The sequence below is a fragment of the Bacillus halotolerans genome (genome assembly GCF_004006435.1).
In the GTDB taxonomy this organism is placed as follows: Bacteria; Bacillota; Bacilli; order Bacillales; family Bacillaceae; genus Bacillus; species Bacillus halotolerans.
On record NZ_CP029364.1, the window covers coordinates 1365001 to 1377389 of the forward strand.

10 protein-coding genes, 2 tRNA genes, 2 rRNA genes and 1 riboswitch (1 of these 15 running past the window's edge) are annotated in these 12389 nt (G+C 44.6%); of the genes, 2 read left to right on the top strand and 12 right to left on the bottom strand.

Going from position 1 to position 12389, the window contains the following annotated elements; all coding sequences use genetic code 11:
• From DIC78_RS06870 to DIC78_RS06885, 4 genes are all read right to left on the bottom strand, one after another.
• Nucleotides 1-336: ribosomal RNA gene (locus DIC78_RS06870) — 23S ribosomal RNA — on the bottom strand; it reaches 2592 nt to the left of the window's first position.
• Between the two features lie 169 nt (nt 337-505).
• Nucleotides 506-2055: ribosomal RNA gene (locus DIC78_RS06875) — 16S ribosomal RNA — on the bottom strand.
• Together the 16S and 23S rRNA genes with 2 tRNA genes alongside form the textbook arrangement of a ribosomal RNA operon.
• A 168-nt stretch (nt 2056-2223) precedes the next feature.
• Nucleotides 2224-2297 (bottom strand) — tRNA-Gly (locus DIC78_RS06880).
• A gap of 13 nt (nt 2298-2310) precedes the next feature.
• Nucleotides 2311-2387 (bottom strand) — tRNA-Arg (locus tag DIC78_RS06885).
• A gap of 335 nt (nt 2388-2722) precedes the next feature.
• Between DIC78_RS06885 and DIC78_RS06890 the strand changes: the two genes are divergently transcribed.
• Nucleotides 2723-3577 carry a manganese catalase family protein gene (locus DIC78_RS06890; RefSeq protein ID WP_127695851.1) on the top strand — a complete coding sequence of 285 codons (855 nt, stop codon included), beginning with the start codon at nt 2723-2725 and terminating at the stop codon, nt 3575-3577.
• A 57-nt stretch (nt 3578-3634) separates the two neighbouring features.
• Here DIC78_RS06890 and DIC78_RS06895 read toward each other — a convergent pair whose 3' ends face one another.
• The 8 genes from DIC78_RS06895 to DIC78_RS06930 all read right to left on the bottom strand — a co-directional run bounded on the left by DIC78_RS06895 (nt 3635) and on the right by DIC78_RS06930 (nt 10887).
• On the bottom strand, nt 3635-4723 hold the full coding sequence (locus DIC78_RS06895; protein ID WP_127695853.1) for a mannan endo-1,4-beta-mannosidase: 1089 nt from the start codon (nt 4721-4723) through the stop codon (nt 3635-3637).
• A gap of 19 nt (nt 4724-4742) precedes the next feature.
• Nucleotides 4743-5690 (bottom strand): mannose-6-phosphate isomerase, class I, encoded by a 948-nt coding sequence (gene manA / locus DIC78_RS06900; protein WP_127695855.1) that lies wholly within the window; start codon nt 5688-5690, stop codon nt 4743-4745.
• Nucleotides 5687-6586 (bottom strand): ROK family protein, encoded by a 900-nt coding sequence (locus tag DIC78_RS06905; protein WP_127695857.1) that lies wholly within the window; start codon nt 6584-6586, stop codon nt 5687-5689. Before DIC78_RS06905 ends, manA begins: the two co-directional genes overlap by 4 nt.
• A 28-nt stretch (nt 6587-6614) precedes the next feature.
• Complete coding sequence (gene gmuR / locus DIC78_RS06910; protein ID WP_127695859.1) at nt 6615-7328, bottom strand: transcriptional regulator GmuR; 714 nt, start codon at nt 7326-7328, stop codon at nt 6615-6617.
• Between the two features lie 156 nt (nt 7329-7484).
• Nucleotides 7485-8882 carry a glycoside hydrolase family 1 protein gene (locus DIC78_RS06915; RefSeq protein WP_106020839.1) on the bottom strand — a complete coding sequence of 466 codons (1398 nt, stop codon included), beginning with the start codon at nt 8880-8882 and terminating at the stop codon, nt 7485-7487.
• A gap of 18 nt (nt 8883-8900) precedes the next feature.
• The gene (celB, locus tag DIC78_RS06920; protein WP_106020841.1) at nt 8901-10226 is read right to left on the bottom strand and encodes a PTS cellobiose transporter subunit IIC; all 1326 of its coding nucleotides are present in this window, start codon (nt 10224-10226) and stop codon (nt 8901-8903) included.
• Nucleotides 10227-10243: 17 nt separating this feature from the next.
• Nucleotides 10244-10576: a PTS sugar transporter subunit IIA gene (locus DIC78_RS06925; protein ID WP_024120395.1), complete on the bottom strand. Its 333-nt coding sequence runs from the start codon at nt 10574-10576 to the stop codon at nt 10244-10246.
• Nucleotides 10576-10887, bottom strand: coding sequence for a PTS sugar transporter subunit IIB (locus DIC78_RS06930; RefSeq protein ID WP_024120394.1), 312 nt, complete (start codon nt 10885-10887; stop codon nt 10576-10578). The genes DIC78_RS06925 and DIC78_RS06930 overlap by 1 nt, the downstream gene beginning before the upstream one ends.
• Nucleotides 10888-11066: 179 nt before the next feature.
• Nucleotides 11067-11166, top strand: a riboswitch (purine riboswitch).
• A 54-nt stretch (nt 11167-11220) separates the two neighbouring features.
• Here DIC78_RS06930 and pbuE point away from each other — a divergent pair.
• Nucleotides 11221-12387, top strand: coding sequence for a purine transporter PbuE (pbuE, locus tag DIC78_RS06935; protein ID WP_106020843.1), 1167 nt, complete (start codon nt 11221-11223; stop codon nt 12385-12387).
• Nucleotides 12388-12389: the final 2 nt, after the last annotated feature.

A 12389-nucleotide genomic window follows, 5' to 3' on the forward strand; every position in this document is an offset into this window, starting at 1 on the left:
ACCTCGTTCCTTTGTAACTCCGTATAGAGTGTCCTACAACCCCAAGAGGCAAGCCTCTTGGTTTGGGCTAATCCCGTTTCGCTCGCCGCTACTCAGGGAATCGCATTTGCTTTCTCTTCCTCCGGGTACTTAGATGTTTCAGTTCCCCGGGTCTGCCTTCTCATATCCTATGAATTCAGATATGGATACCACTCCATTACGAGTGGTGGGTTTCCCCATTCGGAAATCTCCGGATCAAAGCTTGCTTACAGCTCCCCGAAGCATATCGGTGTTCGTCCCGTCCTTCATCGGCTCCTAGTGCCAAGGCATCCACCGTGCGCCCTTTCTAACTTAACCGTTAAAAAGAATCACTATGTGATATCTTGTGTTACTAATTGAATGTGATGTCTACTGTTATCTAGTTTTCAAAGAACACGTTTCGAAGGAATGATCCTTCAAAACTAAACAAGACAGGGAACGTTCTGTTTATAAGACCCAAGGTCTTATATTCCGTAAATATCCTTAGAAAGGAGGTGATCCAGCCGCACCTTCCGATACGGCTACCTTGTTACGACTTCACCCCAATCATCTGTCCCACCTTCGGCGGCTGGCTCCATAAAGGTTACCTCACCGACTTCGGGTGTTACAAACTCTCGTGGTGTGACGGGCGGTGTGTACAAGGCCCGGGAACGTATTCACCGCGGCATGCTGATCCGCGATTACTAGCGATTCCAGCTTCACGCAGTCGAGTTGCAGACTGCGATCCGAACTGAGAACAGATTTGTGGGATTGGCTTAACCTCGCGGTTTCGCTGCCCTTTGTTCTGTCCATTGTAGCACGTGTGTAGCCCAGGTCATAAGGGGCATGATGATTTGACGTCATCCCCACCTTCCTCCGGTTTGTCACCGGCAGTCACCTTAGAGTGCCCAACTGAATGCTGGCAACTAAGATCAAGGGTTGCGCTCGTTGCGGGACTTAACCCAACATCTCACGACACGAGCTGACGACAACCATGCACCACCTGTCACTCTGCCCCCGAAGGGGACGTCCTATCTCTAGGATTGTCAGAGGATGTCAAGACCTGGTAAGGTTCTTCGCGTTGCTTCGAATTAAACCACATGCTCCACCGCTTGTGCGGGCCCCCGTCAATTCCTTTGAGTTTCAGTCTTGCGACCGTACTCCCCAGGCGGAGTGCTTAATGCGTTAGCTGCAGCACTAAGGGGCGGAAACCCCCTAACACTTAGCACTCATCGTTTACGGCGTGGACTACCAGGGTATCTAATCCTGTTCGCTCCCCACGCTTTCGCTCCTCAGCGTCAGTTACAGACCAGAGAGTCGCCTTCGCCACTGGTGTTCCTCCACATCTCTACGCATTTCACCGCTACACGTGGAATTCCACTCTCCTCTTCTGCACTCAAGTTCCCCAGTTTCCAATGACCCTCCCCGGTTGAGCCGGGGGCTTTCACATCAGACTTAAGGAACCGCCTGCGAGCCCTTTACGCCCAATAATTCCGGACAACGCTTGCCACCTACGTATTACCGCGGCTGCTGGCACGTAGTTAGCCGTGGCTTTCTGGTTAGGTACCGTCAAGGTACCGCCCTATTCGAACGGTACTTGTTCTTCCCTAACAACAGAGCTTTACGATCCGAAAACCTTCATCACTCACGCGGCGTTGCTCCGTCAGACTTTCGTCCATTGCGGAAGATTCCCTACTGCTGCCTCCCGTAGGAGTCTGGGCCGTGTCTCAGTCCCAGTGTGGCCGATCACCCTCTCAGGTCGGCTACGCATCGTTGCCTTGGTGAGCCGTTACCTCACCAACTAGCTAATGCGCCGCGGGTCCATCTGTAAGTGGTAGCCGAAGCCACCTTTTATGTTTGAACCATGCGGTTCAAACAAGCATCCGGTATTAGCCCCGGTTTCCCGGAGTTATCCCAGTCTTACAGGCAGGTTACCCACGTGTTACTCACCCGTCCGCCGCTAACATCAGGGAGCAAGCTCCCATCTGTCCGCTCGACTTGCATGTATTAGGCACGCCGCCAGCGTTCGTCCTGAGCCAGGATCAAACTCTCCGATAAATGGATCGCAGATTAAGTTCACCACATCCTGTGGCAACATCTGCGTGATCTGCATCGTGCAGACCTCAGTTTGACTGACTACGCACATCGCTGTGCGATTTATAATAAAACTTGAATTAACAGGTACGTTTTGTCTTGTTTAGTTTTCAAAGATCATTCAAGAAATAATGGAGCGGGTGATGAGAATCGAACTCACGACATCAGCTTGGAAGGCTGAGGTTTTACCACTAAACTACACCCGCATGTATATTATATTGGCGCGCCCGAGAGGAGTCGAACCCCTAACCTTTTGATCCGTAGTCAAACGCTCTATCCAATTGAGCTACGGGCGCTTATCGAGCGACTTAACTATCATACTATTAATTGATGTTAAAGTCAAGATGTTTTTTCGAATGTTTTTTCAAATCTTTTTGATTCGACTTTATCTATTATACACATTCTGAAGTGTTTGTAAACACCTTCGAAAAACTTTTTTGTTTTTCATTTTGTTCTGTGCTGTTCATCAGCGACGTTTAATAATATACCATGTGTTTTTTTATCGGTCAACACTTTTCTATGTTTTTGTTTCATTTTTCTCATTTTCTTTTCAGCTGTTGGTTAGTCCGTATAGTTTATCTGATTGTACAGATGATATAAAAAACAAAATAAATAAGAAAAGAGGCGTGTTATGTTTTACTACAAAGAAGAACTAATCAATATCATTAAACCCGATAAGCCAGATCCGGCCGCAGCTAAAGTACTGCAGGAAATATTAGGCGGACATTACGGAGAAATGCGTACAATGATGCAATATTTCTTTCAAAGCTCCAATTTCAGAGGAAAGCAGAAACAATATCGTGATTTGCTGCGCGGCATCTTCTTAGAAGAAATTGCCCATGTAGAGCTTGTGCAAAATACAATCAATGCTTTGTTGGATGAATCAGGCGGTGCTGGAGTCGGCAGCCAGGGTATAGATCACGCCCCCCTTGATGAAGCAGTTAAACATGCTAACCCTCATCATTACATTATTGGCGCACAGAGTTCACTCCCTGTTGATGCGGGCGGCAATCCTTGGAACGCGTCGTGGGTGTATAATCACGGAAACTTAATCACTGACCTGTTGGATAACTTGTTGCTTGAGTCTACTGGTGTTCTCCAAAAAACAAGAATCTATGAAATGAGCTCTAATCAGACGTTCCGGGAAACACTCGCTTTTCTTATTGTTCGTGACAATGCTCATCAAAATGCTTTCGCTAAAGCGCTTGAGACTTTGGGCGTTGACTGGGCTAAGCTTTTTCCAGTACCGAATTACGACATTAATAAATATCCAGAGTGCAGAAAGTATGTTGAATTAGGCTACCATAATGTACAGTTTAACTTCAGATTAGATGAAACAAGAATTGCAGAGATCTTTCAAGGAAAATCTCCAAGCAGAAATGGCGGCGAGCTGCAAGTAACTGAACCTCCGGCTGGATTTCCTGTTCCGTTTCTTCCGGAAATGCCGAATGAACATAGTCCCGGCTTAGGGGATATGAACGCCTGATGATCAAAAGGTTCTCAAGGATATCCTTGAGAACCTTTTATTAATGTAAAACGTTTTTTATTCAACTATAGGTGTTAGCGTATCACCGTTCCATACTTCTCCCTTATTTAATGTCCAGCTATCATTGTAGAGAGCAGAAGCGCCTCTGTTCACAGCCGGGCTCCATTCATCATTCCAGGCCAGAAAATAAGTGGTTTTAGGGTATTTTTGTTTTATCGCACTCATAAACAGGCTGTAATCAAAGCTGCCGTTTGCTGTTTGCGGACCAACTTCTGTGAAGGCAAATGGTTTATTAAGTGCTGTCAGCTGGTCGTATCCGCTTATCGAATATGGATCTTGAAAGTATGCATCTAACCCAACTATATCTACGTATGAAGCTCCAGGGTAAAAATCTGTTTTAAAATCTCGATTAGCGTCGGGAGAGTAAACCCACAATAAATGATCCAATCCTTTTTCGTCAGTCATATAATGATAGATTTTGATGTAGAGCTGTTTATATAAGTAGATTCTTTCATCATCCTTTTGATTATATGACGTAAGGCCCCACCAAAACCACTCGCCGTTCATCTCATGCAGCGGCCTGAACAGAACGGGTACGCCTTGGTTTTCCAGCTCTTGAAGTCCGTCAGCAATTTTGCTGAGCATGGCATTCAGCCGCTTCCCCTCTGTTGTAGAAGAGTCTAACAGTTTTTTATACTGTTCGTTGGTAATCGGTGTTTTAAAATGTCCTGACTGATAAGCAGGATTCGCTAGATGCAGACTGATCTGCGGAATCCCTCCGCTTTTCCAATACGAAATTAAATCACTGTTGCAGCTTACGTCTATAGAATCTTCAATGTTTGAGGTTTCAAGCCATCCCCTCGCGTAATCACAGCCGTAAATGGCAGGTGATTGTCCGGCTGAGCTTCGGATTCTTTCTGCTTCGGCCATGGAGAATGTGTCATGACTGTAACCGCCAAACGCACCGGAAAGCACTCTGTTTTCAGAACGATTCGGCAGGTGGACGAGCCAATTCATCAGATCTTTTGTTGTCTGCTGTGCTTTAGGATTAACAGGTGACACAGTATGTGCTCGGATCGGCTCAGCCAAAACGGCAGGCGCAAATAAAAATAAGATGAACAAACAGATGATAGGTTTCTTTAACACAGAAATTCCTCCGTTCTTATTAAGGATGAGATATGATCAGCTCGCAAGTTCCTTCTATTGAAAACTCGCCAAAATGGGCAGGCAAAATAAAGTGTGAGCCTTTCTTGCATTCATACTGCACACCGTTGTTTTCTATAATCCCTGAGCCTTCGACAACACTGCATAGCAAATAGGTTTGAGGAGTAGGAAAAACCGGCTTGCCGCTGACATTCCATTTGTAAACTGAGAAATAATCTGACTGAACATAAGACGTAATCACGGCATCCTTCATTTCTTTCACCGCCGGTATTGGTTCAGAATCCGCATGCGGTATGTTTACGACTTCCATAGCTTTTTCTATATGGAGATCCCTTTTTTGGCCATGGTCATTACAGCGATCATAATCGTATACTCGATATGTGGTATCAGAATTTTGCTGAATTTCAAGGACGAGGGTGCCCTCACACAATGCATGCAGCGTGCCGCTTGGAACATAAAAGAAATCTCCTGGCTTTATGTTGATGCGCCTAAGCAGTCCGTTCCAGTCACCGCTTTCTATAAGCTGTTTGAATTCTTCCTTCGTGCTTGCGTGATGTCCCAAAATCAGTTCTGCCCCTTCTTTGCAATCAATAATATACCAGCACTCTGTTTTTCCGAGGTCTCCGTTTTCGTGCACCATGGCATAATGATCACCAGGATGCACTTGTACAGAAAGGTCCATGTTGGCATCAAGTACTTTCACCAGTAATGGAAACACGCTTCTTTGAGGAAAGCCGAAAAACTCCGGGCATTCTTTCCACACTTGATCTAGGGTTTTTCCTGCCAACCGGCCATTTTGAACAGTCGATGATCCATTGGCATGGGCCGAGACAGCCCAGCATTCACCAGTTTTTTCTGAAGGGATGCTGTAGCCGAATCTATCACGAAGCGCTGTGCCGCCCCATATCCTTTCTTTAAAAATCGGCTCTAAAAATAAAGGATGCTTCATGATGGAACCTCCCCGGATGCTTCTTCTGCTTTTAATGCCTGATCGGCTAAAACAAACGTTCCGATGATTCCGGCATTTCTGCCTAAATGGGGAGCTACAATATACTCATTTATACTTTCTGATAATTCAGAAAAATTAAAGTAGCTGTTCATTATTTTAGGTACATATTGATATATATAAGGGAGCAGCTGACTCTGATTCATGACGCCGCCGCCAAGAATAATTTTTTTTGGTGCCAGGATGAGGATATATTGTGCCAGCGCCTGCGCAATGTAATATCCTTCAAGTTCCCAGACCTCATTAACATGTGATAAATCTGCGGCCTTTTTTCCCCATCGTGACTCTATAGCAGGACCGGAAGCCAGACCTTCGAAGCAATCCTTATGATAAGGGCACTTTCCTTGATACGTGTCATCCGGATGGCGGCGAATATAGATATGGCCCATTTCAGGATGTGATAATCCTTGCAGAAGCCGCCCTTCTATAATCGCGCCTGCACCAATGCCAGTGCCGACCGTGATATATAAGCAGCTGTCGAAGTCTTTAGCTGCGCCGAAAAGAGATTCACCGAGCGCCGCAGCGTTTACATCCGTACTGAATCCGACAGGAATATTCATTTCTTCTTTTATTGTTTTCAAGAATGGATAGTGCCGCCAGCCTGGTTTAGGCGTGGCAGTAATGGTTCCATATGTTTTACTGTTTACATCTGTATCAACGGGACCAAAGGAGCCGATGCCGATTGCCTGTAGCGAGAATTGGCGAAAATATTGAATGACTTTCTCTATCATTTCATCCGGCATCGCTGTTGGTATCTCTATTCTGTCAATGATCGTTCCATCTTCTGTTCCGACGGCACATACAAATTTTGTGCCGCCTGCTTCAATACCGCCAAGCATGCAGATGGCCTCCTTGTTATCTCCGCGATCAGCGCCTTACATTTACCGAAGTGACGACAAATTTGTCATGCCGATGACGTGAAAAGGAATATTCAAATGGAATACCGATATCTAAAAAGCCCACGTGCTCAACTTCAAGAATGGGATCATCCTGTTTGCAGCCCAGATGCTGCTGATCCATCTCATCAGATTTACAGGCTCTGATTTTCCGGTGCGTTCCGGCAATCTTTAGCTGAAGCCCGTTTGTAATGTGTTCATAAATAGAGTGGTGCAGCACCTCATCATTAATGCCGGGTATTAAGTGTGTCGGCATATATGTTTTTTCCAATACATATGGCTCGCCTTCCACAATCCGCAGCCGTACAACATAATAAACCGGCGTTTTCTGATCAATTGATAAATGGGCAGCCACTTCCTCAGTGGGAAATTGCACCTCGAACTGAATGACCTTGCTTTTGATTTTTTTGTCTTTTAACAAATTGGTCAGTCCGCGGATTTCATTGCTGACGACATGGACATGTTCATCCTGTATCGCAGATTGGATGATAAAGGTTCCGTGACCGCGTTTTCTGAATAACAGTCCTTCAGCAACTAAATTATCTAGAGCTCTTTTCATCGTCATGCGGCTTGAATTGAACTCTTTTGCAAGAGATACTTCATCGGGAATCGGCTGATCGATGGGATATACATTATTTTTGATTCGTTTTCTCATTTCATTTGCAATGATTTCGTATTTATTCATTGGTATCCTCCGGCAGCTGTAAAAGTAAAAATTTTGATATCGAATAAACTTCTTTACGGATATCATAAGTTCTTTTCCCTGTTTCATCAACGTTATGGCTATTTGTTGTTTCTGTTAGAAATTTTGACCGCCGGAAGACCTTTTAGCTATAGCAACCTAAAAAACATTTTTCTCAGCAAGCTTTTTGAACCATTTTCCGCTCTTTTTGACGGTTCTTTCTCCGTCTTTCTTCAGATTGACTGAAACAAATCCGTATCGGTTTTTATAAGCGTTTGTCCATGACCAATTGTCCATAAACGTCCATAAGTGATAGCCTTTTACGTTTGAACCTTCCTGTATAGCGCGGTGAATCCATTTTAAGTGCTCTTTGATAAATTCAATTCGATAGTCATCTTGAATCATACCCTGCTCGTCTCTGAAACGCTCTTCCCCTTCAACCCCCATGCCGTTTTCAGAAATAAAGCACTCGATATTCCCGTAATTTTCTTTTAAATTGATCAGGATATCATAAACGCCTTTTTCGTAAATCTCCCAGCCTCGGTGGGGATTCATTTTGCGGCCCGGCATGACGTAAGGATCGAAATACCTGTCAGGCAAAAACGGCGCATCCGGATTTGGCAGGTGCTCTTTGGCTTTTACACGTCTCGGCTGATAATAATTCACACCTAATAAGTCAACCGTATGCTGTTTAATGATCTCAAGATCCTCTTTCTCATATTCAGGCATAAAGCCTTCAGTTTTTAAAATGTCTATGAGTTCTTTTGGAAACTCGCCTTTTACAGAAGGGTCTAAAAAAGATCGGTTAAAGAACGCATCTGCTATTTCACCCGCTTTTACATCCGCCGGGTGGCTGCTTCTCGGATAGGATGGGGTTAAATTTAAGATGATGCCGATTTTTCCATCCTGCTTCATCTCTCTGTAAGTCCGAATGGCCCGGGCGCTCGATAACATGGTGTGAAACCCGACTTGAACGGCTTCTTTAAAATCTACCTTGTTCGGATAATGAAAATCATATAAATATCCGCCTTCTACCGGTACGATCGGCTCGTTATGCGTGAACCATTTTTTCACGCGATCGCCAAACAAACGAAAGCACGTTCCCGCATAGTTTTCATAAGCATCCACCGTTTCTCTGTTTGCCCAGCCGCCGATGTTTTGAAGTTCCATCGGCATATCGAAATGAAACAAATTGACAAAGGGTTCAATTCCATTAGCTATGAACTCATCAATGACGCTGTTATAAAAGTCCGCTGCTTTAGGGTTGATCTCGCCTGTTCCGCCCGGTATTAAACGTGACCATGAAATCGACATACGGAACGAGTTGTGGCCAAGCTCCTTCATCAGCCTGATATCCTCTTTATAGTTATCGTAAAATTGCGATGTGGATGCAGGCCCTACATGATCAAAAAAGCGATGAGGCTCTTTTTCAAACCAGTAATCCCAAATATTCTTCCCTTTTCCGTCTCGATCGGAGGCACCCTCCGTTTGTGTCGCTGAAGCGGATGATCCCCACCAAAAATCTTTTGGAAAACGATACTGTTCTGTTTGAGTCAAGTTCTCTCTCTCCTTCTGTCACATTTTGATGCTGTTATCATTTTGCTTTGCTGTTTCCTGAACAGCCTGTTCCTTTTCTTTTGCGAGATTTAATTTATCCATTGCTTTTAGGAACGGAAACCATATCACGAAGACAATTAATAGATTAACAAGCTGCATGACGCCACCCATGATTGAGTTCGTCGCCATAATGCCATTAATGAATAATGGAACCGTCCACGGCACCGTCACACCGGTCGGCGGCGGAACGAGCCCTGCTGACATGGCCAGATAGGTGACGAGCGTAACAACCATCGGTGCCAGCACCCAAGGCACGATAATGATTGGATTCATCACAATCGGCAGTCCGAAGATAATCGGTTCGTTTACGTTAAAAATCCCTGGAGCAAGGCCGAGTTTTGATACTTGCTTCATCTGCCTGCTTTTCATGAATATGAGAATCGTAAATACAATCGCCAGCGTCATCCCGGTTCCGCCCATCCCCACTGTATAAATCTCCATAAACGGTTTTGAGATGATGTGCGGCACTTCTTTCCCCGCTGTGTAGGCTGCCAGGTTTTCCACCTGAAGTGTATTCCAAATCGGGTCCATCACAGAGTTGATAATGATTTGCCCATGCAATCCGAAAAACCATAGAATTTGAATGAAAAATACAGCAATCAGCGTCGGAATGATACCGCTTCCAAGTCCGACAAGCGGAGCCTGAATCGCATGATAAATGACATCATGCATGTTGGTTTTGAAAAGCTGGGTGACCAGAACGTTAATCAGCAAAAACACAGTCAGTGTGATAAAAGCCGGAATAAGTGCGGCAAATGATTTTGCTACAGCTGGCGGAACCCCGGCAGGCATTTTGATCGTCAGATTTTTTTGAACGATTCTTCTGTAGATTTCACCAGAAAGAAATGCCGTGATCATACCCAGAAACATTCCTTTGGCACCGAGGCGGTCTACCGGAATGACTCCGGTTATGGCATCTCCTGTTTCCGGCTGAACGATAAAAGGCGTCAGCAGCAAAAAGGAAACCAAAGCGATCGCACCGCCAAACACAGCTTCAACCTGATAGCTTTTTGAGAGATAATAGCCTATACCAAACACGACGAAGACAGACATAATCCCCATGGTCGCCGTAGACGCAATGCCAAAATTGGACTGAAACGATGTGAGCATTGAAGCATTCATGATTTTATTTAAAAACGGCAGGTTCGTTAACACCACAAAAATGGACCCGAATATCGTAAGCGGGAAGGCCAGCATAAACGCATCGCGCAACACCTGCAAATAACGGTTATTATTTAACCTCCCTGCAATTGGAACAAGGAATTGGCTGATTTTCTCGAACACCCTATCCACCCCGATTTTTATATATTCTTTGTTTTAAAGATGCCAAGCAGCTCTTTTACCAATTCTTTCATGGTCAATGTTGACATCAGATGATCTTCCGCGTGCATAAGCAGCAATGAGAAATTGGCTGCCTCGCCGCTTGATTCTTTCTGTATCATTTGAAAGTGAATGTCATGGGCTGCAGATAGAGCATCCTCAGCCTGGGCAATAAGGGCATCTGCCTCCCCCCTGTTTCCTTCCTTGTAGGCACGCAGTGATTGAATGATGCAGCTGCGGGCATTGCCGCTGTGGAGAATAAGCTGAAAGCTGATTTGTTCGTCTGTTAAATCGGTGATTTTTATCTGCTCCATCATTGTTGCCCCATTAATGACAAAGCCTGTTCATAAGCTTTTTTGCCATCAGCCATTCCGTAAGCCATCATGTCAATGACCTCAACCCGAATGTTGTATTGGTCGGCTTCTTTTTGCAGTTCGCTTTTCAGAAAGCTCATTTGCGGGCCGATTAAAACCGCATCTGCCTTTTGCATATCTTCTTTCGCTTTATCCTGGCCGACTGCCCAGATCTCCGCTTCCTCTCCGATGGATTGCGCGTATTCTTTCATTTTTGTCACCAACAAACTGGTGGACATTCCCGAACTGCACGCCAGTAAAATTTTCTTCAATGGATGACCCCCCTCTTTTATTTAAAACGCTTACAAAATTTATTATAGTCATTTAATTTTAATTGTCTATACTTTTGTAAAAATAAATATACTCATATTTTTTCAGTTCAACTATTTATCAAAATTTTCTATGGAAGATTCGCTCACAATATGTTAAACTCATCCTCGGAAACTAAATCAATTAAATAGCTATTTTTACTTGTATAACCTCAATAATATGGATTGAGGGTGTCTACCAGGAACCGTAAAATCCTGATTACAAAAATTGTGTATCACTTTTTTTGTAATCAGGATTTTTTTATTTGTAAAAAAATTAAAGTGAAGGAGTTTGTTATGAATTTTAAAGTTTTTCTGCTTGCAGCTTCTACGATTGCAGTCGGATTGGTTGAGTTAATTGTGGGAGGAATTCTTCCTCAAATCGCAAATGATTTAGACATTTCTATTGTCTCAGCCGGGCAGCTGATCAGTGTATTTGCACTGGGATATGCGGTGTCAGGGCCGCTGCTTTTGGCCTTGACTGCGAAGATTGAGCGGAAGCGTTTATATTTAATTGCCTTATTTGTTTTCTTCCTTAGCAATCTTGTGGCCTACTTCAGCCCTAATTTTGCAACACTGATGGTGTCAAGGGTATTGGCTGCGATGAGTACAGGGCTGATTGTTGTGCTTTCCTTGACAATTGCGCCGAAAATTGTGGCGCCTGAATACAGAGCCCGCGCAATCGGCATCATTTTTATGGGATTCAGTTCTGCCATCGCATTAGGTGTGCCGCTTGGCATATTGATCAGCGATTCCTTCGGATGGCGCATTTTGTTCCTTGGCATCGGCCTGTTGGCGCTGATCTCCATGCTGATTATTTCAATCTTCTTTGAAAGAATACCAGCGGAGAAAATGATTCCTTTCCGGGAACAACTCAAGACAGTCGGTAATCTGAAAATCGCGAGTTCACACCTCGTCACGATGTTTACATTAGCTGGCCATTACACGCTTTACGCTTACTTTGCGCCGTTTTTAGAAGAGACTCTTCACCTGAGCTCTTTCTGGGTCAGCATTTGTTATTTCCTTTTCGGGATATCTGCTGTATGCGGAGGTCCTTTCGGAGGAGCGCTATCTGACCGGCTTGGTTCCTTTAAGAGCATTTTGCTGGTGACCGGTTCCTTTGCCATCATTATGTTCTTACTGCCGCTGTCTACATCGTCTATGATTTTCTTTTTGCCTGTTATGGTGATTTGGGGTCTTCTGAGCTGGAGCCTCGCCCCGGCTCAGCAAAGCTATTTAATTGAAATTGCACCTGATTCGTCTGACATTCAGCAAAGCTTTAACACGTCGGCCCTCCAAGTCGGAATTGCCCTTGGCTCAGCCATTGGCGGTGTTGTTTTGGATCAGACGGGTACTGTGGTGTCAACAGCATGGTGCGGCGGGTCGATTGTGATCATCGCTGTCCTGTTTGCTCTAATTTCTTTAACAAGACCTGTTCAGACAGCAAAAAAATCCTCCTTGTAAAA

Bases quoted from the DNA above. Each gene is read 5' to 3' on its own strand.
- DIC78_RS06890 (WP_127695851.1), top strand. From the start codon at position 2,723: ATGTTTTACTACAAAGAAGAACTAATCAATATCATTAAACCCGATAAG.
- manA (WP_127695855.1), bottom strand. From the start codon at position 5,690: ATGAAGCATCCTTTATTTTTAGAGCCGATTTTTAAAGAAAGGATATGG.
- DIC78_RS06905 (WP_127695857.1), bottom strand. From the start codon at position 6,586: ATGCTTGGCGGTATTGAAGCAGGCGGCACAAAATTTGTATGTGCCGTC.
- gmuR (WP_127695859.1), bottom strand. From the start codon at position 7,328: ATGAATAAATACGAAATCATTGCAAATGAAATGAGAAAACGAATCAAA.
- DIC78_RS06925 (WP_024120395.1), bottom strand. From the start codon at position 10,576: ATGGAGCAGATAAAAATCACCGATTTAACAGACGAACAAATCAGCTTT.
- pbuE (WP_106020843.1), top strand. From the start codon at position 11,221: ATGAATTTTAAAGTTTTTCTGCTTGCAGCTTCTACGATTGCAGTCGGA.